This window comes from Geomicrobium sp. JCM 19039 (genome assembly GCF_000698145.1).
In the GTDB taxonomy this organism is placed as follows: Bacteria; Bacillota; Bacilli; order Bacillales; family Marinococcaceae; genus Geomicrobium_A.
Genome location: NZ_BAXB01000008.1, coordinates 106,776 through 133,626, shown reverse-complemented (window position 1 = coordinate 133,626; position 26,851 = coordinate 106,776). Strand labels below are relative to the sequence as shown.

The 26,851-nt window shown below is 41.3% G+C and carries 28 protein-coding genes, 1 other RNA gene and 3 pseudogenes; 13 read left to right on the top strand and 19 right to left on the bottom strand.

Annotated features, from left to right (window positions below; genetic code table 11):
• Positions 1-2: 2 nt before the first annotated feature.
• The gene (locus JCM19039_RS10085) at positions 3-212 is read left to right on the top strand and encodes a helix-turn-helix transcriptional regulator (protein ID WP_042402610.1); all 210 of its coding nucleotides are present in this window, start codon (positions 3-5) and stop codon (positions 210-212) included.
• Complete coding sequence (locus JCM19039_RS10080; RefSeq protein ID WP_042426684.1) at positions 205-627, top strand: hypothetical protein; 423 nt, start codon at positions 205-207, stop codon at positions 625-627. The genes JCM19039_RS10085 and JCM19039_RS10080 overlap by 8 nt, the downstream gene beginning before the upstream one ends.
• A 42-nt stretch (positions 628-669) precedes the next feature.
• Here JCM19039_RS10080 and JCM19039_RS10075 read toward each other — a convergent pair whose 3' ends face one another.
• The gene (locus tag JCM19039_RS10075) at positions 670-948 is read right to left on the bottom strand and encodes a hypothetical protein (RefSeq protein ID WP_042426679.1); all 279 of its coding nucleotides are present in this window, start codon (positions 946-948) and stop codon (positions 670-672) included.
• Positions 949-1,082: 134 nt separating this feature from the next.
• On the opposite strand from JCM19039_RS10075, the gene JCM19039_RS23775 reads away from it, so the two are divergent.
• Positions 1,083-1,340, top strand: a complete 258-nt coding sequence (locus JCM19039_RS23775; RefSeq protein ID WP_152550166.1) for a hypothetical protein — start codon at positions 1,083-1,085, stop codon at positions 1,338-1,340.
• A gap of 493 nt (positions 1,341-1,833) precedes the next feature.
• Here JCM19039_RS23775 and JCM19039_RS10070 read toward each other — a convergent pair whose 3' ends face one another.
• Together JCM19039_RS10070 and JCM19039_RS10065 are read right to left on the bottom strand one after the other, a co-directional pair.
• Positions 1,834-2,121 (bottom strand): hypothetical protein, encoded by a 288-nt coding sequence (locus JCM19039_RS10070; protein ID WP_042426676.1) that lies wholly within the window; start codon positions 2,119-2,121, stop codon positions 1,834-1,836.
• Positions 2,118-2,348 (bottom strand): helix-turn-helix transcriptional regulator, encoded by a 231-nt coding sequence (locus JCM19039_RS10065; RefSeq protein WP_042426673.1) that lies wholly within the window; start codon positions 2,346-2,348, stop codon positions 2,118-2,120. Before JCM19039_RS10065 ends, JCM19039_RS10070 begins: the two co-directional genes overlap by 4 nt.
• A gap of 586 nt (positions 2,349-2,934) precedes the next feature.
• Between JCM19039_RS10065 and JCM19039_RS10060 the strand changes: the two genes are divergently transcribed.
• Positions 2,935-3,369 carry a GNAT family N-acetyltransferase gene (locus JCM19039_RS10060; protein WP_042426670.1) on the top strand — a complete coding sequence of 145 codons (435 nt, stop codon included), beginning with the start codon at positions 2,935-2,937 and terminating at the stop codon, positions 3,367-3,369.
• 694 nt (positions 3,370-4,063) lie between these two features.
• Here the strand turns inward: JCM19039_RS10060 and JCM19039_RS10055 are convergent.
• The 4 genes from JCM19039_RS10055 to JCM19039_RS10045 all read right to left on the bottom strand — a co-directional run bounded on the left by JCM19039_RS10055 (position 4,064) and on the right by JCM19039_RS10045 (position 6,612).
• Positions 4,064-4,579 carry a MepB family protein gene (locus JCM19039_RS10055; protein ID WP_042426667.1) on the bottom strand — a complete coding sequence of 172 codons (516 nt, stop codon included), beginning with the start codon at positions 4,577-4,579 and terminating at the stop codon, positions 4,064-4,066.
• A 493-nt stretch (positions 4,580-5,072) separates the two neighbouring features.
• Complete coding sequence (locus tag JCM19039_RS10050; RefSeq protein WP_042426664.1) at positions 5,073-6,035, bottom strand: MFS transporter; 963 nt, start codon at positions 6,033-6,035, stop codon at positions 5,073-5,075.
• Between the two features lie 17 nt (positions 6,036-6,052).
• The gene (locus JCM19039_RS24375) at positions 6,053-6,226 is read right to left on the bottom strand and encodes an MFS transporter (RefSeq protein WP_193744201.1); all 174 of its coding nucleotides are present in this window, start codon (positions 6,224-6,226) and stop codon (positions 6,053-6,055) included.
• Positions 6,223-6,612, bottom strand: coding sequence for a MerR family transcriptional regulator (locus JCM19039_RS10045; protein WP_042426661.1), 390 nt, complete (start codon positions 6,610-6,612; stop codon positions 6,223-6,225). Before JCM19039_RS10045 ends, JCM19039_RS24375 begins: the two co-directional genes overlap by 4 nt.
• Positions 6,613-6,974: 362 nt before the next feature.
• On the opposite strand from JCM19039_RS10045, the gene JCM19039_RS10040 reads away from it, so the two are divergent.
• The 3 genes from JCM19039_RS10040 (at position 6,975) to JCM19039_RS10030 (ending at position 9,188) form a co-directional block, all read left to right on the top strand.
• Positions 6,975-7,658 (top strand): aspartate/glutamate racemase family protein, encoded by a 684-nt coding sequence (locus JCM19039_RS10040; RefSeq protein WP_042426660.1) that lies wholly within the window; start codon positions 6,975-6,977, stop codon positions 7,656-7,658.
• Positions 7,659-7,839: 181 nt separating this feature from the next.
• Positions 7,840-8,289, top strand: coding sequence for a GNAT family N-acetyltransferase (locus JCM19039_RS10035; protein WP_042426658.1), 450 nt, complete (start codon positions 7,840-7,842; stop codon positions 8,287-8,289).
• A 527-nt stretch (positions 8,290-8,816) separates the two neighbouring features.
• Positions 8,817-9,188 carry a nuclear transport factor 2 family protein gene (locus JCM19039_RS10030; RefSeq protein ID WP_042426656.1) on the top strand — a complete coding sequence of 124 codons (372 nt, stop codon included), beginning with the start codon at positions 8,817-8,819 and terminating at the stop codon, positions 9,186-9,188.
• A 787-nt stretch (positions 9,189-9,975) separates the two neighbouring features.
• Here the strand turns inward: JCM19039_RS10030 and JCM19039_RS10025 are convergent.
• From JCM19039_RS10025 to ssrA, 5 genes and pseudogenes are all read right to left on the bottom strand, one after another.
• Positions 9,976-10,185, bottom strand: a complete 210-nt coding sequence (locus JCM19039_RS10025; protein ID WP_042426655.1) for a hypothetical protein — start codon at positions 10,183-10,185, stop codon at positions 9,976-9,978.
• A 119-nt stretch (positions 10,186-10,304) separates the two neighbouring features.
• Positions 10,305-10,574 carry a hypothetical protein gene (locus JCM19039_RS10020; protein WP_042426653.1) on the bottom strand — a complete coding sequence of 90 codons (270 nt, stop codon included), beginning with the start codon at positions 10,572-10,574 and terminating at the stop codon, positions 10,305-10,307.
• 161 nt (positions 10,575-10,735) lie between these two features.
• A complete protein-coding gene (locus tag JCM19039_RS25420; RefSeq protein WP_081834456.1) occupies positions 10,736-11,179 on the bottom strand; it encodes a hypothetical protein in 444 nt (147 codons plus the stop codon).
• Positions 11,180-11,202: 23 nt separating this feature from the next.
• Positions 11,203-11,661 (bottom strand): annotated as a pseudogene (locus JCM19039_RS27920) (hypothetical protein); the annotation flags it as partial.
• 1,109 nt (positions 11,662-12,770) lie between these two features.
• Positions 12,771-13,142: a transfer-messenger RNA gene (gene ssrA / locus JCM19039_RS23155) on the bottom strand.
• Positions 13,143-13,276: 134 nt separating this feature from the next.
• Here ssrA and JCM19039_RS10005 point away from each other — a divergent pair.
• Positions 13,277-15,081 (top strand): annotated as a pseudogene (locus JCM19039_RS10005) (UbiD family decarboxylase).
• A 40-nt stretch (positions 15,082-15,121) separates the two neighbouring features.
• On the opposite strand, the gene JCM19039_RS10000 reads toward JCM19039_RS10005, so the two are convergent.
• Both JCM19039_RS10000 and JCM19039_RS09995 read right to left on the bottom strand, forming a co-directional pair.
• Positions 15,122-15,448: a DUF3817 domain-containing protein gene (locus JCM19039_RS10000; protein WP_042426774.1), complete on the bottom strand. Its 327-nt coding sequence runs from the start codon at positions 15,446-15,448 to the stop codon at positions 15,122-15,124.
• Positions 15,449-15,504: 56 nt separating this feature from the next.
• The gene (locus JCM19039_RS09995) at positions 15,505-16,416 is read right to left on the bottom strand and encodes a cation diffusion facilitator family transporter (RefSeq protein ID WP_042426646.1); all 912 of its coding nucleotides are present in this window, start codon (positions 16,414-16,416) and stop codon (positions 15,505-15,507) included.
• 335 nt (positions 16,417-16,751) lie between these two features.
• On the opposite strand from JCM19039_RS09995, the gene JCM19039_RS24370 reads away from it, so the two are divergent.
• Complete coding sequence (locus JCM19039_RS24370; RefSeq protein WP_042426643.1) at positions 16,752-17,336, top strand: hypothetical protein; 585 nt, start codon at positions 16,752-16,754, stop codon at positions 17,334-17,336.
• Positions 17,337-17,776: 440 nt separating this feature from the next.
• Here JCM19039_RS24370 and JCM19039_RS09985 read toward each other — a convergent pair whose 3' ends face one another.
• On the bottom strand, positions 17,777-17,962 hold the full coding sequence (locus tag JCM19039_RS09985) for a hypothetical protein (RefSeq protein WP_042426640.1): 186 nt from the start codon (positions 17,960-17,962) through the stop codon (positions 17,777-17,779).
• A 438-nt stretch (positions 17,963-18,400) separates the two neighbouring features.
• Positions 18,401-19,804, bottom strand: coding sequence for an APC family permease (locus JCM19039_RS09980; RefSeq protein WP_042426638.1), 1,404 nt, complete (start codon positions 19,802-19,804; stop codon positions 18,401-18,403).
• Positions 19,805-19,925: 121 nt separating this feature from the next.
• Here JCM19039_RS09980 and JCM19039_RS09975 point away from each other — a divergent pair, with 121 nt between their 5' ends.
• The 3 genes from JCM19039_RS09975 (at position 19,926) to JCM19039_RS09965 (ending at position 22,529) form a co-directional block, all read left to right on the top strand.
• Positions 19,926-20,561 carry a FusB/FusC family EF-G-binding protein gene (locus JCM19039_RS09975; protein WP_042426634.1) on the top strand — a complete coding sequence of 212 codons (636 nt, stop codon included), beginning with the start codon at positions 19,926-19,928 and terminating at the stop codon, positions 20,559-20,561.
• A gap of 26 nt (positions 20,562-20,587) precedes the next feature.
• Positions 20,588-20,770 carry a hypothetical protein gene (locus JCM19039_RS09970; protein WP_042402659.1) on the top strand — a complete coding sequence of 61 codons (183 nt, stop codon included), beginning with the start codon at positions 20,588-20,590 and terminating at the stop codon, positions 20,768-20,770.
• Between the two features lie 103 nt (positions 20,771-20,873).
• Positions 20,874-22,529, top strand: coding sequence for an alkaline phosphatase (locus JCM19039_RS09965; RefSeq protein ID WP_052398686.1), 1,656 nt, complete (start codon positions 20,874-20,876; stop codon positions 22,527-22,529).
• Between the two features lie 615 nt (positions 22,530-23,144).
• Here JCM19039_RS09965 and JCM19039_RS09960 read toward each other — a convergent pair.
• Complete coding sequence (locus JCM19039_RS09960) at positions 23,145-24,167, bottom strand: Gfo/Idh/MocA family protein (RefSeq protein ID WP_042426633.1); 1,023 nt, start codon at positions 24,165-24,167, stop codon at positions 23,145-23,147.
• A 1-nt stretch (position 24,168) separates the two neighbouring features.
• Positions 24,169-25,082 (bottom strand): annotated as a pseudogene (locus JCM19039_RS09955) (sugar phosphate isomerase/epimerase family protein).
• A 324-nt stretch (positions 25,083-25,406) separates the two neighbouring features.
• On the opposite strand from JCM19039_RS09955, the gene JCM19039_RS09950 reads away from it, so the two are divergent.
• Complete coding sequence (locus tag JCM19039_RS09950; RefSeq protein WP_042426631.1) at positions 25,407-25,967, top strand: hypothetical protein; 561 nt, start codon at positions 25,407-25,409, stop codon at positions 25,965-25,967.
• 45 nt (positions 25,968-26,012) lie between these two features.
• Here the strand turns inward: JCM19039_RS09950 and JCM19039_RS09945 are convergent, their stop codons facing one another.
• Positions 26,013-26,825 (bottom strand): protein kinase, encoded by an 813-nt coding sequence (locus JCM19039_RS09945; protein ID WP_042426629.1) that lies wholly within the window; start codon positions 26,823-26,825, stop codon positions 26,013-26,015.
• Between the last annotated feature and the right edge of the window lie 26 nt (positions 26,826-26,851).

Sequence of the window (26,851 nt, the reverse complement as noted above, 5' to 3'; positions counted from 1 at the left end):
CAATGACCATTATCGTAAATCTAGATGTGATGTTAGCAAAAAGGAAAATGAGTGTAACGGAGTTAACCGATCGAGTAGGCATTACGATGGCCAATTTATCAATCCTTAAAAACGGTAAAGCAAAAGCCATCCGCTTCTCGACGTTAGATGCCATTTGTAAAGCGCTAGACTGTCAGCCAGCCGACATATTGGAGTACAAAGCAGATGAATAGGATAAAGAAAATACTGTTTTTCATCCCATTATCGTTGTTATCAGCATGCAGTTTACTAGGAATGGGTGGCACAGAGTTCCATACATTTGAAGGTATATCGAAAGCAGAAATCTATCATTTTGAAAAATACGGAGGCAGCGGGGCAAATTCTGAAGTGGCTATTTTAACTGAACATGATGAATTACAATCTTTAAAAAGCTCATTGGATAAAGCATCCGACGGGGTTAGGGTGAATCCAAGAGAAACAACACCTGAATATGATATGATCCTTCATCACGAAAAGGGAGATACAATTCTTCACTTGATCGTAGGGGAACGCGGCGAAACGAGTCATGTGATGTATGCCGGTTATGAAAACGAACATTTCATCTTGCCAGAAGAGAGCACAGAAACAATCATCGATTTGATAAATTAACGAGTGTGGCGAAAAGGTGTGGGGAATTCACGAAAAAGGACCTTACGCTTTCTTTTCCAATCGGTGTAAGCGGCGCTCAAAATCATTCACTTTGCTAAAATATAGCTCAGTATCAATTTTGAGTTCCGTGTATAAATCAATTTGACTGTTGATTTTCTTATTTACATCTTTTAGCAAAGCTACAATTTCATCTTGTTGAGATTGTTCAATACGATCAAGGCGGGTTAACACTTCCCCGAATTGCGAATCAACCATGTCGAACCTTTTATCCATGTCTGTTTTCAATTGTATAAGAGCGTCAAGGATTTTTTGCTCGTCCATCTTCTCACCTCCATGTGCACATCATATCACAGCAAATTTGATATTGGCACCTAGACTAATAAGTCAGCGAATAATTTTCGGGTATGGCCTCGCAACCCCTACTATGAACAATTTTAAAAGAGTTGTGTTTTTTCATGAACAACTTACAAGCTGTGTTTTTAATCGAAGCGGTACGATTGAGAGTACCGGTCATTTCACTCGCCCAAAAGATTTTGACCGGATTCTTTTCAGTAGAAGTTGTAAAAAACTGCAAGATAGCTACATACACATCTCCATTCACAAACCAACATCGCATTAGTACAGAAAAAGCAACAGTTATGAACTTGAAGAAGGCATTTAGAGAAATGGGATTTGTTGACTCATTAATATGCCCATGTAGTCCGGCAAATTAGTGTATTGGATTGCTTTAGAAGCGCTGAAGTATGCGTTGGGTCTGTCGATTGTTCCCGAATATCCTCGGTTTTAGTAGTGGAAACCTGAGTTCTGTTTTACCTTAAATGTATGATCGACGTTCTAAAAGCATGCAAACAGACATACGAGTTTCGTTTGTTTGCATGCTTTTATAGCAACTTAGATCCTATATACCTGCACACACTAGAAAAAATGTTCCGAGAGGGAAACCAATATTTTTAGCATACTCTAATTGTATCTCTTAGAACCCAAACAACAATGACTATTCATCTCTTAGAGCTATACCATTGACTGAATTAATTAGAGTTTTTTCGAGGATAAGAATTCTTTTGCGCTACGCAATGGCTACTTTTTGATGAATTTGATTGATAAGTTTCTTAATAAGAGAAGGTGTTTTTCATTTAACTATCGAGAAAGATTCGTTGAAGGTTGAATATAATTGTTGCATTGATACGGAATTAGAATAACAGGGCATCACATTTTCTTCTGGTAAATTTGAATGCTTATACCTTTAACAATGAATACCACGCTGAACCAGATTAGAGCGGTTATTCTTATCTCTTCAGCACTAGGACTCATAAATTCAAAGTAGAGTAAAAATAATGCAAAACCAAGGTATATTAATGAAAAAGCATGCTGACCTGCTTTAGCAAGTATTGCCCTCCCACGTTCATCTTTTCCCTCAGCTACAGAAAAACTAATGTACACACCCATTCCATATGCAGCAATGATGATAGAAATAATATACATCATATACATCATTCAATTCCTCCTTTTTTATAAGTAAATATTTCATCAATACGCTTATCAAATAAAAATGCAATTTCGAATGCTAATGCTAAAGATGGGTTATACTTATTTGCTTCGAGTGAGTGGACGGTTTGTCTTGTAACACCTAATTGATCGGCTACATATTTTTGAGTCCATCTTTTTTCAGCTCTTAAAAGGTAAAGATCGCTTGTTAAACTGAACTCATTTTTTTTCTTCATGTACTCACCTCTGTTCATGGATGTAAAAAATATATTACATAAGTAATGTAATTTATACACGGAGTTTTGTCAAGGTGATGTTAGAATACGGGTCTCCCTAGTTAGCAATGCAGTGAGACCGATTGACCAAAAATATTACGTACATAAGCAAATACCTTTTAGTATCAATTGTACAACTTTTGAAGGTTTCCTTTGGTAATGATTAGCCTTTTCATAATAGTGTTTACAGGGCTCTTATTACCCTTTCATTAACGGATTCGTTTCGCGAATTCGATTATGGGTCGTTTTCCAAAGAAAGTGTCGTTTGGATCTGCGAATGTTCGAATTAACAAAAATTATATGAAGTTGTTAACGTTAGAAGTCATTCTTAAGATCAGGGGTAGGGGATTGCGAATAGTGCTAATTTATTTCTAGATACTAGTCACTCAAAATTTCAAGGCCAACCAGATACTGGAGAAATGCTTTTTTGTACTTATACCGAAAGACTTTTCAATTCTTGTGTTAAAATGGCTAATTAGCGCCGTAAAACGCCCTCAACGTTATTAGCAAATATGAGACTTTTTCAAACAGATAAGGTGGAATTGAATTGATTCGAAGAGCAAGTCATCAAGATATAGATGCGATCATTAACATTTGGCATGAAGGCTCGATCCTCGCGCACAGTTTCATTCGTCCCGACTATTGGAATTCTCAAATAGACGAAATGAAAACAACATATATTCCAATGTCTGTTACACACGTTAAAGTTGAGAACATGAAGATTGTTGGTTTCATTTCAATGGTTGATAATTATTTAGCCGCTCTGTTTGTGGATCAAAGTTATCGAAATAGCGGGATCGGCAAAGAGTTATTGGAATGTGGAAAAAAGCAAAGTGAGCACATGAAAGTAAAGGTGTACAAAAAGAATACAAAAGCTGTTCACTTTTATGAAAGAAACGGCTTTATAAAAGTTGGGACGTTACTAGATGAAAACACAAATGAGCAAGAGTGTCTTTTTGAGTGGAATGAAAGACACGACTAACCAATTCACCTTAGAAAGGGTACGGTGTAACTGCTAAATTAGAGTAGACATTTTTTGCTTGATAAAATTGAACGCTTTCCTTCTGTTTTACATCCACATAACAAAGAAGTCGCTGTTTAAAGAGTCAAAATACTGCTTTGAAATAATCGATCCCTGAGTTGTAAAATTTCGTCGTGAAAAAATTCAATACGGAATTGGTGAAATGGTAAAATAAAAGGGTGTAACTTCTGAAGCGAGGTGTTGGGTATGGCGAATACGTTATTGGAAGCTATAAAAAATGAAATGCGTAAGGTTGAATTAGATGTTACAAGCTATCTTGACAGGAAGAATAAAGCATATTTTAAATTTTACAGTATTTTGATGCTTATGTCGTCAATAATTCCGATGTTACGAGGGAACATATTGATGAAACGATAAGGTATACACGTAATTTGATGGAAGAATGGTCTGATGCTGAACACCTTAGACGTGATAAATATTGGGGGAGTCCTAAATAAAAGGCCAGGACAGATCGTTCCCCCGATTTTTAAAAAAGTGTGTGTACGTTAAAAATACCTTCACTCGTTGATGATTGTCCAAAACTAACGGTACAGGTCTTGAGCGGGCTGACAATCTTTTATTGTGTTCCAGAATTCTCAACTATGTATTGCAAGGTTCGTTACTTTTATTTTGCACTATACAGTAGTTAAGACATTTATTTTCCTGAGAATTCATAAGAAAATAACCTTAAAATATCATGTTGATTTGATACATTCATATAAACAAAATAAGGCAATTGCCATTCCTGGGTTTTAATGCCTTGTCTACTAGTAGGCTTATCCCATTCAGGATAAACCCGAAAACCCATCTTCCCTTCCCTAACATTTGTAGATACGATATTTTGTTTTACAAGAATTTCTTTTGGAAATATAAATTGTCCAAATTCAGAGCTCTCATTAAAAACGGTGACAACTAGTAAATCGTGTGCCTCATCATACGTATAGGATCTATTTTTATTATTTTCATCCTTTCTCCAGATTACAACAAACTGCCCCACCTTTTTTGGTGTTTTACTCGCAACTCTAAATCGAACAGTTTTGAAAGGTGTTTCAAATGATCCAGCGCCATATTTCGCATTTTGTTTTTCTTCATGTACGTTTTTGATGTTTAATCCAATAGGTGAATATACAGTCCTATTAATATAAGAGAGTGTTTCATAAAAACCTTTCATATTACACCTCATTCCATTCTCAAATCGAGCGTTTTCTATTTCACAAATGATTCTTACATTATTATATAACACATCAATATTACGAGAATTCCATATTCTTAAATCGCTGCAGCCTCTTTCTATTGAATGGGACCGTTTACATCAATAGACAGGAACACTTATACAAAAAACCAAATTAACTTAGTTGTCTACAATAAATGATAATAAGTTCTGTCACATCGTATTTTATTGTTTGAATAGATGATTTCGTTCAATTTGACATCAACATAGTGAAGATCAATGATACCACTGTTCTTTGTCAAGTTTATGGGCAACTTCATGTGATGCATGATTTTTAAATATAGTAATATCATCTAAGATGATTCATTAAGGGACTGTCATCTATAAAGAAGGATCTCTAGAACGTTCTGCTCTCCAAAAACCTATTTGTTATTTTAGCCAGCTCAATCATTATCGAAGCCGTTACATGTAAAAGGCGAAAAATTAATTGTTTTTAATGATTTTTTGCAGTCTTATTCACTGAGATGAAGATCATTAAAGCAACCAATACGAATACTCCGCTGCTAATTCCGACATAGTTTATTGAGCTCAAGTTTATGACTCCACCTCCTAGAATTGCGCCTAAACCGATTCCCATATATAAAGAAGATGCACTGAAAGATAGGATCATTGATGCCTGTTTAGGATTTAACGAAATCAGGTATGCATTCAGTGCTGGATTCATTCCGAAACCAGGGATACCCCATAATAGGCAAACCAAACCTACTAGAACAACGGACAATGGAGATGGATTTAATAAGGTAAGCAAAGAGAAAGCTGCTAATAAAATAGCGAAACCAAAAAGTGATAATTTAAGTGTTGTTGCAGCACCGATACGGTCTGTTAAATACCCGCCAGCTAGATTGCCTAATAAAGCCCCAACACCAAGTATTAGCAGGAAAAAGCTTATATTTTCGATAGTTGTAATCCCTGTAATAATTGGCGCGATATACGTATACGTCATAAACCCGCCTGTTGTTCCGATAATGCTAACACTCAATGTTAATACGATAATCTTGTTAAAACTTTTGAGTCTTTCTTTTATGCTCACAGAAACTTCTCGCTCAATTTTCGGTAAGAATAGTAAAACACCAAGTGCAGTTACGAAAGCTACCACTGCTACGAAAAGAAAAGAATAACGCCAGGTCATGGCATTACCAATCCATGTACCAATAGGAGCACCTAAAATTAACCCAATAGTTATACCAGCGATTACAAATGACAAAGCTTTTCCACGCATTGTATCCGTAACCAAACTTGTTGATGCAGCCATAGCCAAGGGAGTGAAAACAGCTGCGGCTAATGCAGCCATTATTCTTGTTACGAACAGTAATTCAAATGAAGTGACAACTGCAGAAAGCCCATTTGCAATGGTGAACACAACCATCGATATTACTAAAAGCTTCTTAACAGGCATATTAGACATCAATGTACCTAAAACAGGGCCCCAATTGCATAGGTAATGGCAAAGGCTGTCACTAATTGTCCGGCCGCTGTAATCGTGACTCCCATATCGTTCGCAATGTTCGGTAGTAAGCCAGCAATAACAAAATCATCTGTACCAATAATAAACGTTCCTAACACTAATAGTAAGAGCCGATAATTCATTGTTCCTTAATCCCGCTCTGGCGTTGTTTAACGAGATGCCAGAAGTCAATTAACTCTTTTAAATGCTTTTGGGAATTTTCTAATTGCTCAATTTGTTGCCTTGTTTTTAGTAATTTCTCTTCGTATAGAGTGATTGCTGAATCTGCACAATTCCAATCACCGTCCGTAGGTTCAATGGAACCACAAGCGATAACAGGCTGTATTTCATCCGTTTTCAGCCCGATATCTAGAAATAATTGAATCGCTTTTACACGTTCAATATCTTGCTCATCATAAACCCGATAACCATTTTCTTCACGAAAAGGTTGGATTAACCTTTTTTTCTCGTAATAACGAATCGAACGAGTGCTAACACCTGTTCGATTCGAAAGTTCACTGATCTTCATTATCGTCCCCTCCTTTCCAACAATATAAAGTATGACACGATGTGAATGTAAAGAGGGAATGTTGTACCTACGTTTTTAGACAAGGTCTATGCACCGAGTGCGACTATACATCAAATAAATTCATGTTTTTTGGTGTAGTGAATTTTTTCGGGTTGGGGGTTAATCCCTAATTGAATGGGAGTAAATCCATAAATTATCGTATACATCCTCCAATTATTTGGGGAATATTAATTAAGAACGCTCTGTTTCTATTGAACTAACAGAGCAAGAACATGCCATAACACAGTACAATCAGGCTATGAATAAAATGAAATGCACATTATGGTATGATTTCCTAAATAAAGATTTTTGGAGGTAATTGCATGCTAGGTATCTTAGCTGGCATGGGGCCTAAATCTACGGGTCCATTTGTTGATACAGTAGTAAACCAATGTCAGAAAATCTTTGGAGCAAAATATGATATTGATTATCCACATATGTTGATATACTCTTGTCCAACCCCGTTTTATCTTGATCGAGATATTGACCACAATGAACTAGAAGTGTCAATAGTAGATGGTGCTAAGAAATTAGAAAGTACAGGTGTACAGGTCATTGCAATGCCTTGTAACACCGCACATCTTTATATAAATAGCCTAAGAAAATCATTAGCTATTCCTATATTGGATATGGTATCAGAAACGGTAAAGGAAATACTTGCGACTGCTAAATCTGTCGCTCTGCTTGCTACTGGACCTACCGTTAAGTCAGGACTTTACCAAGAACATCTACGAAACTCAGGATTTAATTACATACACAAAGACGAGTGGCAGGAAAAAGTTATTAATACGATCATTCATATTAAAAATGGAGAAATTGATCGTGCTAAATGCTATTGGAATGATCTCCTTTCTGATTTAACCGGGGAAATCGATACAGTAATCATAGCTTGTACAGATTTGAATGTTGTTCTGGAAAAGCAGGAGAGCCTTTATATAGTTGATTCTTCAGTTTGCCTAGCGAAACCTCTTATAAAACGCTATCTAAATTTATCTACACATAGTTGAACGAGTAGAGAATGGCGTTTTAGACTTTTCTATAAATAAAGTAAAAGGTTTGTTTTCATGGTTTTAGATGATAAGTTTTTTGTTTTAGTGCTAGCAAGGCATGTGAGTGTATGAATTAGTGTGAATAAATTTATTCAGATAAGGTATATTTACTAATAGGAACAAGGAAAGGACAATAACCATGCATATTAGAAAGTATAAAGAAGAAGACCGCAAAGATGTCATTGAATTAGCTAAAAGATTCAATACTATTGATTATATGGAATTCAGAGATGATAGATTAATGCTTGAAAAGCAATTGGAACTTGTTTTACAAGCAGTTAATCACAATAGTCATAATATATATGTTGCAGAGGATGATCGCAGTATTCTAGGGTATATTGAGTTATGTATCCATATAGATTATTTTACGAAAAGGGAACAAGGATACATTTCGGCAATCGCCGTCTCAAAAAATGGTGAAGGAAAAGGTATTGGTAAAGCGCTAATGAAACACGCTGAAGATTGGTCAAACACACGAAGTTTAGGTGAATTAATATTAGATGTGTTTATAGCTAACAAAAAGGCTGTCAAATTTTATGAAAACTTAGGGTATCAAACAGAAATCGTCAAAATGGTAAAATCTTTATAATAAAAGGAAATGAATGTTCATAAGCCCTTTAAAGTCATTACCTAAAAGAGCGACGTAATGTATGAAAGAGAACATTCTTATAGATTACTTCGTTTTACAGTCGGTATTCGCGTTATAATCTACTTTGTTATCGTTGGACTCTGGCATACCTTCATTAATTCAAATCCCCCAAAGTGAATTTAAAGAAAAGAAGAATAATGCAAGATCTCTTTATTATTAGCTAGTGATAAACACAAGTCTCATAACCATTAAAAAATATGAAATAATGGAAAGAGAAGCTAAATTAATTGTTAGAGCTGCTCTAGCTAACGGCGATTTTTAATAGTCCACCGTTAAACGATATCGACGAGCAACAGTGGGATGAGTTTGCTCAGTACTTAAAATTTGATGTGGTGACAGATATAAAGGTGATATAGATGCTGGCGATTGTCCTTGTCTTCTTTTATCGCATAGGAATTGATAGATTTGAAATGAGTTAGAAGTGTATAATTGAAGAATCGTTCCCAAAAATGAAAGGAGCAGATAGGATGATCACAAATGATAAACCCTCTAATCAACAAATTGCAGAAGCTTTCTCAAATGGGAATTTTAAACTTGCTTATCCTTTTTTTGCAGAAAAGATTGAATGGCATATAATAGGCGAAAACAGCTTTATCGGTAAAAAGTCTGTGATTGAAAATTGCGAGCAAACTTCTGCTTACTTCAAATCTGTCACGACGGAATTCACTACATTTAATGTTCTTGTCGATAGCAATCGAATCGCTATTAACGGAAACGCAGTCTTCACTCGAAATGATGAAAGGCTTTCCAATATATCAGCTTGTGATGTATATGAATTTAACGATGACAACGAACTACAAATAATAAATTCGTATTGTATAACTAACAAACTAGACTAATTTTAAAAAAAGCCCCGCTCTATAAGATAAGAACGGAACATTTATCGAAAACGACTGTTCTCGACTCTCTCGCTTTAAATTTACTGTTTATTTCACCTTTTGCCAATCCGCTCATTTAAAGATCCGTCTCAAGCCTCGGCCCATGACCTTACCCTCCTCCCTTCTAGCGATGCGTTTACCGACAGTGCCTCTCCCATCAGAAAACCTAACTTTAGTTAGTATTTCTAAGGCTAACTTTATATTAAGATTCTTCTATACAGGTGGGGGCCTGTAGTGCAATGTTTTTGACGGATCGCCGCGTGCGATGAAAGTCGCCTGCGTGGTGAAGGCTCGTTATAAAGCCGTAAGGTATAAGACGAGAATAGCGAACCAGAAACACATGATTTCAATGAGAGTTATGGCAAAAGAATAAGTGAGCCATTCGTTAGAATTGAGTTTAGATTTATTGAACCTAAAGACGAAGGTAGAGTTATTGCTCAGTATCGCAATAATTTTTCCGGAGAATGGCAGAATTTGTTTTTAAATGATGATCGTATTGCCACTATGCCTACAAACGCTTTCTCAGATGACACTCCGTTACGTTTAATTATTGACGGCGGCGCATTTGGTGGTCAAATAAGTGGCGAGGTACAGTTTGGCGATATTACAAATCTAGACCATGACTCCCCTATGTAGTAGTGAGCCGCATATCGCGGGCTCTTTTTAAACTCATTATTTAAGTATGTAATATTTATAAATTCTATAATAATATCATTAAAAAGCCCGCTTAAGGCGGGAAAAATAAAACTTAATTTATTAATTCTTTCCTTCTCTGTAGCTCAATCTCTAGCAAATGTGTTGGAACTTGGTTTAATCCGTTTGTTTTTTTATAAATCTCACCAAAAAACAACAACGATGCTTCTTGGAACTCTTCTTCCGTGTCTGCGCCTGTAGTTGCACTATACATGGTCAACTCAGCCATTAAACGTAAGAGTAGATCGAGCCTATCATCCGACAAAATTCCACCTCCTTCGACAACGGATTGATATAACAGTACATCAGTATTCATAATATTTCAACGATATGAAGCTTTAAAACGTTAATACATGTATGTAAAAAATCAAGTTAAAGAGCATGTTACAAAATTATTAAGGCAATAACCCCAGTGAATAAGGTGATTAATAATCCGATTACTGTGCAGATTGTCGTTACCAAAAAACGATGTCGGCTCCTGCGAAGCTTTTCTTCATTTTTCTTTTCCTTCGCTTCCTCAATCTCTTTTTGCTGCTTTGCTTTCCTTTCTTCCTCCTGTTTTTCGACCCACTCCGTTTTAGTCTGCTGAGCAATATATAGAGCGCTCTCAGCGTTGCGTTTTGCCTCCTCTGATTTGCGTATGGCATCAAGCATGAAGACCTCATTGCGCTTTAAGCTCTCAGATTAATGCTCTTGTGCTGCACTGATTTTGGCTACGTTCTCACACACATCAGCCATCATCTCTAGTATTTTCTTTGAGTAATCGCTCTGCGTCAACCTCTCACCCTCTGTTTTTAAACATAAAAAACAGCACCTCACCGGGCGCTTTGTCGCATCTCTCTTTTAATCACTTTGATAAAGCTCGGCAAATCATGCCCAAACGTTACAGATAGCAAGCGACTCTTATCACGCTCGATCTCCTCGAGACGGGCATCTAACGTAACGCCCCACTTGCGGTTTTGCATGGTAACAATGTCGCCTAAATCATAGTCAACCTCATACTTAAATGGAGAGCCATCAATAATTTGGCATGTAAACGACTGCTTGCGTGCCTTTTCTGCCAGCGCTTCCTCCCCCCGTTGCCTAAGCTCTTCGTCAATGTCTTTAACCGGACGCGAGACCATTTCTCCCGTTTCCTCGTCCTCAATTTCTTCCTCGACATCCCTCGCATCGACAAATGACTCACGCCGATCCAAGCCATCACCAACAACAACGATACGACGCTCTGCGCCATCACCCTGTCCAGCCACATAGACCACCGAGGAACATAATCCACAATACTGTGTAAAAACTGTTGCTCGGCGACTGAGTCAATCTCAGGGCTAAAGATGACCGGGGGATTGTCTGACTGCCCTTGTGTAAGGTCTCGACCTTCAGATACATCCATCACCCACTTGCGTTGCTCGTAGTCTCGATCAGCTGGGGCAAGTGTAAGCGAGTCTTTAGCAATACCCTCTAACGTCACGCCTTGTATGGTCCACAACTCTGACTCTGCGCCCGCTTGATTAACCGCCGCCTCTCGGTGTAGGATGCGCCCCACACGGTTTACATCGTTGCCAATCATAATCAGGTTGTTTATTTCCAACTGGGATATATCGACCGAGTTTTGGTTTATCACAAGCTGAAAATCCCCAACACCGGACCAGCGACGAGTGTGGATCATGGACTCGTATTGATCGATCTCGTTTAACAACTCCACGCCGGGTCTAAATATGCGTAATGGGTAGTTTTTGGATTGCATGTACCACCTCCTTCCCCCTAAACCCTAGTTTTATTGGGAATTACTTTTTAAAATTAATCACAATCAATATAATTAAAACTGCACCAAATAATTCTATAACCACAAGATCGCCTCCTCTATCATTTGTTCTTGCATGATAGATTTGAAGGGATCGGATTAATCAATATGTGGTGTTCGACCAAATTTAGCGCATAAAAAATACACCTTTCCAGGTGTAATCCCTTCCCATAAAAGAGAGGGTTAATATATTCTTTATCTAACAGAATCCCAAATACCGTGTATATGCTCAATGACTTTAACTCGCTTCGCGTAAGCCAAATCATATCGTGAGAAAACAAAAACACCCTCAGATATACTGACTTCAACTACCTTTCGCATGTCGTTTTCCGCTAGAATTAAACGGACATCTCCGTTATCTTTGTCTACTTTGTTGATCTCTTGTATTGTTATATGCTCCAATCGTAAACCCTCCATGTTGGATATGCTAACAATACTTTAACACATAAAAGCATAAAATTACGAAAGTTCACAGAAATGATAAATAAATCTATGCATATGAACGAATTTCATAACTACCAGCCTTCGTCTCCCGAGGTTTTCACGCCACGAAAAAAGGAGTACCTCCCCAAACAGTCGAATGAGTTAAGTGCCGACCAAACTCTAAAGACTGGAGGAAGACTTCCTTATGGCCATTATACGACAAGCGAGCCTGTTTGACCTGCAAGATTTATATGATTTAGAACCTCCCATCGATTCGATGAGGGATTTTCGGCGATCAAAAGTGAGCCGATCCTTTGGGTGGTGTCGAAAAATCCCGGGAAGGGTTCATTAATTCAAATCCCCAAAGTGAATTTAAAGAAAAGAAGAATAATGCAAGATCTCTTTATTATTAGCTAGTGATAAACACAAGTCTCATAACCATTAAAAAATATGAAATAAAGGAAAGAGAAGCTAAATTAATTGTTAGAGCTGCTCTAGCTAACGGCGATTTTTAATAGTCCACCGTTAAAAGTGGCTAACTCTTTGTGTATAACTCACGAAAGAGTTTTAGGGCGTAGACACAAGAGGTCGTAAGTATATTCACACAAAAAAACCACCATCACTATGTATGGTGGAGACGGCGGGAGTTGAACCCGCGTCCAGAAATAACGACACTTAAACGTCTACGAGTGTAGTTGCTATATTATCATTTCGCGATCATTTCGGCCTAGCAACAGGCTTAGATGAACGCTAGTCTGTTTAGTCTCTTCTGCTGACCTCAGACGGGGGTCAGACAGCGTAGCCCACTAATAAGTGAGACCCTTCAAATCTTCCACATGGGCGATGAAAGGAAGGATCCACAACGATTTACGCAGCTGCTAGAGCTGGTGTTGTGAAAGTTTCTTTAGCTTTGCCAATTATAGGCGTGGGCATTTTTACGAGTACCCAGCTCGACTCGCAGTCTAAGCTCGACCTATTCCTGTCGAATCCGTATCGTCCCCATATGGTGTATGAGGCAGAGGTTTCCCTCTGGACATATTATAATACCACGTTCTTTCATCCGTGTAAAGCCCTTCACGGTTCCTACAGTTGTCGTGATATGATAGACATATCACGTTATGAAAGGCTGAATCGCATGTATCAAACCCTTGAAGATTGCATCAATGATTTGGAAAAAGCAGGCGAACTCATCCGCATTAAAGAAGAAGTTGATCCGAACTTGGAAATGGCGGCGATTCAACGTCGTGCATACAAGGAGCAAGGACCGGCGATTCTTTTTGAGAATGTAAAAGGGTCGAAGTATCGAGCCGTCGCCAACCTATATGGTACGTCTAAACGAACGAAATACATGTTCCGCAAGACGTGGGACGGAGTCAACGATGTGATTTCCATGCGCGATGATCCGATGAAAGCATTAAAGAATCCATTAAAGAATGCAACGACTGGCTTCTCAGCAGTTAAGGCGTTGCCGATGCGGCTGCCAGGTGTGAAGCATTCTAAGCTGGAAGAGATTCCTCTTACAGACTTGCCGATGATCAAATCTTGGCCGGATGATGGTGGTGCATTTATTACGTTACCACAAGTGTATAGTGAAGATCCGGACAAGCCGGGCATTATGAATGCCAATCTTGGGATGTACCGTGTACAGCTGGATGGAAACGACTATGAAGAAGGAAAAGAAATCGGTTTGCACTACCAAATTCACCGTGGGATTGGTGTGCATCAATCGAAAGCTGTCAAAAAGGGCGAGCCGTTGAAGGTAAGCATCTTTATTGGTGGTCCCCCAGCTCATACATTAAGTGCGGTCATGCCGCTTCCTGAAGGGCTTAGTGAAATGCTATTTGCTGGGCTGCTGTCAGGAAGACGATTCCGTCATAGTTATGAAGATGGCTATTGCATAAGCCATGACGCTGATTTTGTCATAACCGGTGACATCTATCCTGATGATACAAAACCTGAAGGCCCGTTTGGAGATCACCTCGGTTATTACAGTTTGACTCATGAGTTCCCCGTCATGCATGTTAACAAAGTGTACGCACGGCCAGATGCGATTTATCCATTTACGGTCGTCGGTCGCCCGCCGCAGGAAGATACGACATTTGGAGCGGTCATTCATGAATTAACTGGCGAAGCGTCACACAAGAGTTGCCCGGCGTAAAAGAAGTGCACGCCATTGATGCAGCTGGTGTTCATCCGCTTCTGTTTGCGATCGGTAGTGAGCGGTACACACCATTTGAAGATGTGAAACGGCCGATGGAATTGCTGACGACCGCGAACCGGATTCTCGGCTTCGGGCAATTAAGTCTTGCCAAATATTTGTTCATTACGTCTGATGACGACGATGTGAGCACACATGATGAAGCCGCTTTTCTACAATATGTACTCGAACGCATTGACTTACACCGAGATCTTCACTTCCAGACGAACACGACAATCGATACACTCGACTATTCTGGAACAGGGTTGAACAGTGGAAGTAAAGTCGTCATCGCTGCAATTGGGGATAAGAAGCGGGAGTTATGCACAGACGTACCGGATACGTTGAAGAACACGAAGGATATCCACAATCCAAACCTGGTCATGCCAGGGGTTATCACCATGGAGATTGGGGATTATGTGGATGAAAAGACGACAGCAAAGGAAATCGACGCCCTCTCAGCAAAAATTGCAGCCAACAACGATGTGAATCATTACCCGCTGCTCGTCCTTACCGACGATAGTTCATTTGCGAGTCGGTCACTGGACAACTTTCTGTGGACAACCTTCACACGAAGCAACCCTTCACACGATATGCACGGTGTGAACAGTTTCACGCTCCACAAACATTGGGGATGTGATGCGATGATCATTGATGCACGGCTGAAACCACACCACGCCCCACCGCTCATTGAAGATGAGGACGTTGAAAAACGTATAGAACGATTTTTTCCGATGAATTAAAAAAGAGTACGGATGGGTTTGCGCCCATACGTACCCTTTTTTATTTTACCGCAGCGACATCTACTTCTTCACGTGCAAAGTCTGCTGTTTTCAATCGGGCATCAAGTACAAAGTTGCCGAATGGGATGAATGCAACGGCACTCGCCCCGATAAACCACTTCCATGACCACCGAACAGTGAGTGTGACAAGAAAGACAAACGCCATATACAGCAGATAAAGAACGCCATGAGCCATGCCAACAACAGAAACGACTTGATCCATCCCTGCCATATATTTTAGCGGCATTGCAATAAATAATAATGTAATGAGAGACAAGCCTTCAATGAGACCGACTCTACGAAACCAACGTAGTTGAAAATTTTTCAAGAGCACCTACCCTCTCTCTACTGTACAAGATGAGTGAGGGGGATCGTTCGACAAATTTATGAACATTCCCGTGCCCATTTTCTTTTTCTAGTAAATGAGACGTTCACCCATCGCTTTTGCGACATGTCACGGAACGACTCGTCGAGTTCTTCGCGCACCCGGTCCATATCTTCCACGGTTCGAACGGTGGACGCACGGTCCAACAAGAAGTCAATATCAATATACATCGTTCGCCCGACTTTAGAACTTCTTACAGACGCACCTTCGATATGATAATTCTTTTTTAGCTTCTGTACGTGTGTTTCTAGCCGTTTCTGTGTTTCGCTGTCAGGCGTCATTCGCAACAGCTCTCGCCCGTTGCGCTTAATGAGCGTAATCGGGACAGAGAGGAAGTACAGTCCGGCAAGCAGTACCATGAACGGATCAATATACGGGATAATCCACGCAATGGACGTACTTTGTAATAGCAACGCACCAATGAATCCAACGACAACCGCTACGCTTAGTAACGTATCCATAAGCCACTGCGCCGCTTCAGCTTTAATGAACTCTGAGTGATGACGATTCTTTTTCATCACATATTGAATCGCAAAACAGATGACTAAAGAAAAGATTCCATAGCCTAATGCACTTCCGAGTGCTACTTCACGACCTCTGCTCATCATGGATGTGATCGACGAGGAAATGGCAGCCACACAAAGAATGCTAATAACAACACCTTGTACAATGACGATCGCCGGTTCAATCGTCGCCTTCCCGAACGGAAAACGCCCACTGTCTTCTTTATCAACATACATGGACCCAAGCAAGGCGATGAGTGACATGATGAGACTAATCACGGAGTACACGCCATCAAATAAGATCATTTGTGAAGAACTCAACAGTCCCCAAATGATCCCTACAATTGCAAATATAAATGCGGTAAATACTGACAAAAACAACAACTTTGACGTAATCGTTTTGCCCATTTTTCTCAACCTCTTCTGTTTTAATGACTGACTGTCAGTCATTACATGATTTTAATTAGAGCCACCCCGAGCGATACAGCGCTCGAAGTGACTGAATATCAATCATTGTAACATACGCTCACACGGTTGTCTAATTTTGTCCGAATTTATTTTGTAGGCATATGGATTCATGACAAACACAAGTTTTTATCTTTCTCACCTTTTAAAAGTCCGCCATTGTATGAATATATACTCATGTCCTCCTGCTTATTTTTGATAAATTCAGTAATATGTCACTTTCTTGTTTTTATTTTTGGTACATTTTAACGAAGATGACAATTGTAGGAGGACACGATATGAAGAAGCTTCGCATGATTGGGTTCGCTAGTTGCTTCGTCGCAGTTGCAGCTTGTGGGAATTCAGAAGAAGTGACCGAAGAAGAGGAACAAGAAACAGTGGAAGAAGTCGAAGAAGAAGAAGAAGAGGAAGAGCCTGTTGAGGAGGAGGAAGACGATGATGACTCCGCTACGGAGCCTACCGCAGTCTCCCCAACAGACCATGACGATACGATTGAGTTTCAACATGTGAATTGGATACTCGGCTCTCCAGATTATTACGCTGAAGCTGGCGTCTGGCTTTACACTGAAGATGATTACCCGGATGATTATGAAAATACGTTCGATTTTGACGAAGAAGATGTGCTCGTGTATCAGATTGGTGATGAGGAATACCTCGGACATTCATTCCGTGCACAACATATTATTATCGAGGATGAAGACACCGTTCGCATTGAAGTCGAGCACAATGATGAGCCCGATGAAGATGCTGAAGAGTCAGACTTGAATATGCCTCGCCAATTCTTGCGCGTTGACCAAGAGGTGCTACGAGATAAAGGGTTCATTATTGAGACGACCGACGGTGACGTATTAAGTCTGGAATAGATAGCGGCTATAGGTCGTAGGTGGAGGGACTTGTGTACAGGCACCCTCAGTCAGGACTGGATTACGCACAAAAACATGAGGATATGTGGGTAAATCATTGCATGCGCTCATTCATCAGCTCCGTTCACTCTATTGTGTGTGGATATGTGGGCAAAAGTCATCTCCCCGAAAAGAAAAGCTGGGCATTTATCCACATCCGTTGCGGCCAGCTACTTGACGACGCAGCTCGGGGAATGTGTGAACGTTTTCGCCAAACAACCAGGCATCTTTAAAAAAGCTTGACGCTTCCTTGCAAAGCGTCAAGGTTTTTCGCCTGCACAGACATAGGACATACGCCGATTTAGTGGTCTATACTTGTTGGATTAAAGAATGAGCTGTAGGCATAAGTCATGCCGACGACGGTTCAGTTTCGCTTCGGCGCGACTCGAGCCGACGTCTTGCTAGGTTTTTGGCTTGGAAATGCAAAGGATGGTTCTCTGAGCCCGTTGCCGCAGGGGATGGCGGCACTTGCGGGCAAGACGAACGACCGTTCTGCGCGCAAGTTTGCGCTTTTCACTGATTTCAGCGCCGATTTCACCAAACTCCTGCGCAGTTTGTTCCAACTTGCGCGCAGATTCAATGCTCATAAGCGAGCCCCCTGTCGGCCCCGCCGGGGCCGAACCGAGTGGGCACTTCGGGGCTGGGATTGTATAGGTGACCAGGTAATCTGTTCCCGAGTTTATAAGAACATACCGCTTTTCCAGCGACTTTCTCCAGCTTGAGAACCGTTCGGTCCCAACTCGAGCACAGTTTCAACTTTACCAGACTTACTCCTAGTTCTTGAAGAAATTCTTTCGTTCAACTTATATAGATCGTTTCGGGGGTGATCCAGATCGCCGATCTCCTAAAAATATCCAAATGTTATCCGACTAGACGTTTAGGTGAGCAAATACAAATTTCTTCATATACTTTTAGCATCGTGAGTTCCCGCTAGTATAACTCACTCAGCTCATTGCGGAAGTGAGCGTGACGGTTTGAATAAATTTTATTTCCAGAGCACACCCCCTCTCCCGCAAAATCGTGCGTTACACTGCGCTTTTTTCATCAATATCGACATCTTTTTCATACGTAACGGTTTTGTACGTTTCGTATCGTGTGATGGCAAAGTATGCGCCAATGATCCACCACCCACCGAGGATCATCCACTCTTGAATTCCAAGCCCAGCAGGCATTCCTGGCATATATTGCACGAAGAAGAACACACTCATCAAAAGCGCAAGCCAGCCAATCCACACGCTTCTTCCTGCCCGAAATGGTCGATCCATTTCCGGTAAACGGCGACGTAGCATAATAAATGAAACGGCAACCATTAAGTAAGCAACGACAATCGTCAGTCCACCCGCATCAACGAGCCAACCGAGCATCGGATCACCAAAAAACGGACTCACAACGGACAACCCACCGATAAAAATAATTGCATTGGACGGTGTCCCGTGTTTCGGATGAACTTTGCCAAACCAAGCGGGCAGCATCTTCGTATCCGCCATCGCAAAAATGACGCGACTTCCTCCAATTATAAACGCATTCCAACTCGTTAAGATTCCGGCAATTCCCCCAAGAACAAGGATGTGACCGAACACGTCGGCACCAAACACATTTGCCATTGCATCTGCTGTCGGCAGTATCGACAATTCCCGGTCTTCGGGCCCAAGTCCAAAACCGACCGCAAAGATTACTGCTAAGTAAAAAAGGATCGCACAAAATACAGAAATAATAAGAAGCTTACCGATGGAACGCGGCTTAATGTTCATTTCTTCAGCTGCTTGGGGTATGACATCAAACCCGACGAACAGAAAGGGGGTCGCAATCATAACCGTGAGAAGGCCCGCGGTGCTTGTCACCCATAGCGGATCGGCATTGGCGATACTGCCATTGGCTGCACTTCCAAAAATGAGCATTAAACCGACGAGAATAATCATTAACGTCAGAACCATTTGTACAAACGAAGCGAATTTGATCCCGACATAATTAATCCAAGCGATAAATACAGACCCGGCAATTCCGACGAGCACCCAAGTCGCATACACATCATAGCCTGTGATCGTATACATATAACCTACTTTATAATTCGGGAAAATGTATTCTACGACGTTCGGAAGAGCAACCGCTTCAAAAGCCACGACACTCACATACCCAAGCGCTATCGCCCAAGAAGCGATAAACGACCCTCGGGGTCCGATGCCACGAAGGGCGTATGAATGTTCGCCTCCGACCTTTGGCATCGCAGATGCAAGTTCTGAATACGTCAGACCAACAACTAACACTAGGGCGCCACCGACAAGGAACGCTAGACCTGCACCTACAACACCGGCATCTGTCACCCAACCTCCAGAAAGAACGACCCATCCCCAACCGATCATGGCTCCTAATGATAGAACGAGAGCGTCCGTGCGGTTCAATACTTTTTTCAGTTGCCTCTTTTCAGACATTCGCTCGCCTCCTTTCCTGCATTATACATAATAATATGAAAATTTATATGCTTGTACATGAAATCTTCCTTCCTATATACTCAAGGGTACAGTTTTCTGCTCGTTCGGAAGGAGCCACACGATGATCCCATTCATTCGCAATGACCAATATAACTATATACGAGAACAAGCGCGGACCGTTGTGCATACACACAAAACGGTTCTGGATACGGACGTCAAACATGCCGTCCAATCACTTGCGATTGATAAGATTCAAGACACATTTATACACCTTAGTGATGAGCAAATCTCTCATTTGTCTTTGATTAACAATGTAATTGATGAAGAAACCGCAGCCATTTACCTGTCATCTTTACATAAGTATTTAATTCCTTTTCCGCGCGTCACTGAACAGATTCTTCACACATTATTTCCTAAAGCTAAAGTGAAGAACGCCCCAGTTCAACAAACCGAACTCACACGTATTTCTCACTTCAGCTGGGAAGACCCAGGCATCCAGAAACGCTACATTGTCGCATACCCTGACCAGAAACACATCGGTATCGAAGGGACATTCCTCCCGCGCACAGTCCATGGAGTTTGCGCTCTTTGTAATCATCACGGACCTCAGCGACTGTTTACATCGCGCAAAAACCATCAAGGAAACCGTGATATGTACACGAAAAAAGGCAATTACATTTGCGTCGACACCGTCGAGTGCAACGAACGCATGACATCTTTAGATCGCTTGCACGAATTTTTCCATCGACTGACTTAAATCAACGACTTGAGGGAGAAGATTTCATGAAGACCGTCCGAATATTATTTGATGTGATGCTACTTGTTGGACTGCTTGCCCTTTTCGGACGGTTCGTTTCAACATTTCTAGAATTTCCAGGGTCTCAGTTTCTCCGCGATTATGCGTGGACTTCTATCCTACTGCTCATCGTCGGGTATGTTGGATCTCGTTTCAAACGTAGGGATTAAGGCTATTTTTGCGGATTTTAGAATTATTTTTCTTAATTTTCGTTAATTTAACACTTCTTAAATGATACGTTAGGAATCATACTGACAAAAAGAGGTGTTTACATTGAGATCATCGTTAAAAACCATCATCAGTATCGGTACGATCGTTCCACTAGCAGTTGGAACAACCGTTGCGTCTGTAAACCCATCGAATGAAGAAGCAAACGGCCCGAATGTTGAAAACATCATCTATTTAATTGGTGATGGGATGGGACCTCAGCAAGTGTCATCCGCTGCGTACTTCTTAGGAGAAGGCTATGACTATGGAACGCTCACGATGGATACGTTTTCCTCCATCGGTTATGCACGTACACATTCCTTGGACAACATCGTCACTGATTCAGCAGCTGCAGGAACCGCTCTTTCCAGTGGTCACAAAACCGACAATGACGTGGTTGGGATGGTACCGAATGAAGAAGGCGTCTATGAACCTGTCAAACCAATAACAAGCTTTGCTCAAGATCTTGGGATGAGTACTGGTCTCGTATCCACAACACGCATTACTCATGCAACACCTGCGTCATTCGCGTCTCACGTCGAAGATCGAGGCATGGAAGATGAGATTGCCACGCAAATGCTAGATTATGACGTTGACGTGTTACTTGGTGGCGGAATTGAACACTTTGATGCTGAAGAACGAGATGATGGACGGGACTTAATCGAAGAAGCTGAGGATGCAGGATACGAGCTACTTTACGATCGTGATGAACTACTGCAAACAGAAGGTGACAAGCTATTAGGGTTATTCAGCTCCTCTCATATGGCGTATGAACTAGACCGAGAAACGACAAACCAACCTTCGCTCGCAGAAATGACAAATACAGCCATTGAACAATTGAGCAAAGACGATGACGGTTTCTTTTTAATGGTTGAAGGTGGAAGAATTGACCATGCGGGTCATGATAATTTCCCTGCAGAAATGATGACCGATACGATTGCTTTCGATGAAGCGATTGAGGTTGCTTTAGACTATGCAAAATCCGAACCAAATACCCTCGTTGTCATTACAGCTGATCACGGCACAGGAGGCCTGTCTTTAGGGTTGGACGGAGAATATGGCTTTGAGCGTGACGTGCTTAAAAACGTCACCCGCTCAATTGATTACATGGCCGAACAACTCGGCGATGACAACGAGAACTTAGAGGATGTGCTTCAGGCTTATGCAGGTATTGATGACCTTACTGACGAAGAAGCCGATTGCATTCTCGAAGATGCTGAAACTGTAGAAGAAGGGATTGCCCGTGTCATTAGCGACCGTGCATTAGTAGGCTGGACAACAACCGGTCATACCGCTGTAGACGTTCCTGTATATGCGTACGGCCCTACCGAGGAGCAATACCGTGCTACATTGGACAATACCGAGATACCTAAAATGATGATTGATGCCCTTCACGCTGATAAAGAAGATGGCGACATCTCAATTCACAACCTTGAGCCGACAGAAGATGTGACCTTACAAAGTGGTGAATCCGTCCGCATACAATTTGAAAGCGAGTCAGGATTAGATGCATCGTTCTCTATTCGCGCGCCTCTCGTAAACGTTCCCAATGCTCCGACAGAACTTCCAGTTACTGAAACTGAACCGGGCGTGTACACAGCTTATTGGACCGCAACCTCGAACCTTCAAGCGAGTGAAGCTGAAATTGAGGTAACGGTAATCGACAGTGAAGGCAACACTCATAGTGAAATTGCCGATGGCAAACTAAACATTAACCCTTGATGAACTAAAAGGCTCTTACTAGGCGATTCATCGCCTAGTAAGAGCCTCTTTATTGCTGAACCACTTGTTGTTGGAGGGAAAGAAAGTTTCTCTCCTATATAAGTTGAACTAAAGAAATTCATTGAATCGGATGACCAAGATGGGTCTTTGCGGGAGAGTGTTTGCATATTGTCTGTTGAAATTCATCTCGTTGCCGGTCGTTGTTCGTCACTATAAGGGTTGCGGGCAACACGAAAAAACGTTTGCCGAAGGGCAAAAAGTCGTGACCGAGGCTCACCACCTGGCACAAGCATGTGATGGCCGGTCACGTATGTGACAATCCAGCCTCAAACCGGGCACTTTCGGCACGCAACTGTCACAAATTGCAATATTTGTGACAGTTGACACCGTTTATGTGCGCATTCACGTGTAAAATCATGATTTTTCTTTCTCGAATGTCACAAATATGGATATATGGGGCATTTGGACTTCTTTCCACACACCGACCGTAGCCAGGAGGCATAAACGTGAACCGATGTCGCCCTTGTGCTCTGGAGTGTAAGCAACCGCCTGCAGTGGAAAGCAACAACAAACTGTGCAATCAGGAAAATGTTAAGTTCATTCTATATAGACAGCTTATTCATAAATCTTTTCGATAATTTTTAGCAATTCAATACCATCCTCTACAGGTGCAGGGGACACTTCCTCATTGAGTACCGCTGATACAAAACCATCAATTTGATTTTGAAATGCGCTTTGGAAATGAAAGTTCGGATGGTCCATTTGTGGCTGGATATTCAAGATCGTATTTTCACTTTCAGTCACAATGATGAGTTCAGGTTCCAACTCTGCCCCACCTTTCGTCCCATACAGCTTTATATGCACTTCGTCTTCTTTTGCATGCAAAGAATAGGAAACATCAAACTGCATTGAAGCCCCGTTCTTAAACGTGACCAACCCATTTGCTAAATCTTCTACACTATTCTTCGCACTTTCGTAGTCGGCTGCTTTATAGAAAGATAGGTTCTTAATGTTGCTTCGATTTCCTAAACGGTGATAACTATGACCTGCGACTGATTGCACTGCCGGCCGGTCCATCATATACCAACAAAGGTCAATGAGATGTACACCGAGATCAATGAGTGGGCCACCACCTGACAGCTCACGATCGGCAAACCAGCCTCCAGGATTTCCAACTCTACGAATGTACGATGCTTTTGCGTAATACACCTCTCCTAAATCCCCACGATCTATAAATTGCTTGAGCACTTGTGCATTGGAGCTGAAGCGCCGTACGTAACCGACTTGAAGCATCGCTTTTGATGTGCGCTCAGCTTCTTGAATTTGCTCGGCCTCCTCCACGCTCATTGCGAGTGGTTTTTCGACGAGTACATTTAACCCAGCTTCTAACGCTTGAATCGCAAGTTGTGCATGTGTTTTGTTCCACGTGCAAATACTTACTGCCTGCACGTTCGCATCATTAAACACATCGCCTGCATCAGTGAATACGTGCTTCACTGAATATTCATCAGCTACCCGCTCTGCCCGCTCCTCATTCACATCACACACACCGTACAGATGAACGTTCGGATTTTGCTCATAAGCGCTTACGTGCATCTCCGAAATCGTACCTAACCCAATCACAACAACATTTAACATTTTAGTTTTTCACCTCTTCCAATCCTACTTTCCAACTGTCCGCCTTGACTTCTTCCCATAGGCGACGCGTATTCTCCATTCCGATCTTCGAACCGATTAGACAATCTTCCATCCCTTCAAATTCAACGACGATATTTCCATCAAACCCATCCGCTTTTAAAAGTCGGATCACCTCACGAATTGGAAGTTCTCCGTGTCCAACAATCGCGCCTCGCAAATAATTGTCATTGGACGTACGGAACCACTTTCCGCTTCCTGGATTCTCATAGTAAGGACGTACATAAAAGTCTTTGAAATGGACTGTTGCTGCTTGATTTAGATTTTTGCGAATACCGACGAGTGGGTCTTCATCTGCGCATAGGAAATTACCGATATCGAGTGTCGTTTTGAAATTGTCACGGTCCACAGCACGCAAAATCCGTTGAACACGGTCACTCGATTGCACATTAAACCCATGATTTTCAATGGTTGTTGTCATCCCCAATCCCTTTGCATAATCAGCAATCGCTTGGCTACCTTCCACCATCTCATCAAAATGGTCATCAAAGTAGTGAATGGTCATCTGCTCTGATTCCAAACGAAAAGCTGTAACGTCATGACGAAGGAGAGTAATGCCATATAGTGCGCCACGTCTACATGCTTTTTAATTCGTTCTACTTCTTCTTCAAACGCCTCTCTTGTCGGCTGGATAAAGTTCGCAGGCATACAATAACCAGACAATTCAATCTCCTCGGCTTGTGCCCGCTCTTTAATCTCATCAGCAAGTGCATAGTTATCCACAACCGAATAGCCATACGGGACAAGCTCTAAGTGCGATCCACCATTCTCCTTGACCCACGAAATGGCTTCTACAATCGTTAACCTTCCATCATTCAACGCTTCTAGTACACTGTAAGAACTCAAACCAACCTTCATTCATCATCTCTCCTTTAGTTCATTTCAATATATTGTGCTATATATTATGAAAAACAACGGGAAAACCTTTTCTGTTTCTGAATATTCATACAGAAATTATCGTAACTTTCTCAAGTTGTCTCGTCAACTGAACGCCCTTAAACAACATGCCAATCTCATCACCTATCGTTCAACACTGCATTTCCTCATTAAATTCTAAAGACGTCAATTGCACATATACATTTAGTACATAAGATGAAATGCTTCATGGTAGCTCGTCTTCACACGCAATGCCGAGCAATAAGAGGCCATGTTTGCTTTTCATAACTAGGAAGGAGACACGTTATGATCCCCACTCGTTATGAGCTGCTCGTCATTGGTGATGGGACGGAACAAAAAGGACCCGATCGGTTGCACACTCTACGTAAACAAGTGCGCAAGTCTTTTAAAGTAAAAATGGCAACCGATGAACTGGAACAATTCATGAAAAGAAAACAGAAAGTGTTCTATCCAATATGGGTCGTGAAATTACAAGTTATCGCTGAACGAAAGCCTTTTTCACCAAAAATAACAGTGATTACGGCTTTCATTGATGCCATTTCCGGACATCATCAGCTTCATACTGTCGCCCCGTCATTTGAATATATTGGCGCCATCGGTGTGAAAATTCCTCCCAAATTATCGTCAGCGAAACAAATTGAGCCTTACATTGCGAATGTAAAAACACATGTGAATAAAAAATATATGAACAAAAAGCCTGATTATTTAATTGAAGACTCATTTTTAAGCTATATGCCGTTATGGGAATATGAAGTCAAATATCGAGGACTTACGAAAACATTTGCGCTTAACGCCACGACTGGTGAACCAGAGCAACTTTTACTCAACGGTCGGATGACTCGATGAATAACGCAATGGACCGCACGTTGATAACCCGTGCGGTCCTCACCCCTAATAGCCACGTACTTCCATACTTACGTCGACGGCTTGTTTCCAAATATCATGAAACGCTTTTACTGTTTGAAAACGATCTTCCTTCCGTTTACTCATCGCTCTTTTGGCCACTTTATGAATTGGACTCTCTGCTAAACTCTGATCTTTTCCGAGTAAAACAAAAGCGGTGGCTCCCATGCGATACACGTTCGTTCTTGCATCCAGCTCTTCACCGATTTGGAATTCTTCCGGCGCCATAAATCGCGATGAACCCCACAGCCGATCCATTTCATTTGTGTAAGGGATCTTTTCATATAAATCGATATCGCATACCTTTAGTGTCTGGCTCGATTCATCATAAATCATACTTGCATCATAAAAATCAACAGCGACAAATTGCTTCTTTTCCACATGTTCATGAAAGGTGAAAATATTGGTTAGCATGTGTAAGCGTTCATGAAGAGGCAGCGTTTCGAAAGAATATTTGCGTAGGCTAACGCCTTCAATCCAATCAAATTCCAACATATATCCGTCTCCGACTTTTTCATGATGAACGAGTCGAACAAGATTCGCATGTTTCATAAATTCATAACGAAGCTTTGCCTTTTCCAACCTTGCAACGGCATCTTCAGGATTTCCGATGAATTTCAAAGGCTTTGCCCCTGCATATTTTATAAATCGCCTCACTCCGTTTCGTTCAACCCCAAAACAGAGATTCCCAGAATCCTGCTCATCCCATACCTTAAACACTCGGCCATGTTTTTTTAACCATCGAAAATTGTGTTCTTCTTTCAGTGCAAAACTTACACCATCAACACTTTGCTGGATCATGAACATCTCTCCTTATCATCCGTGTT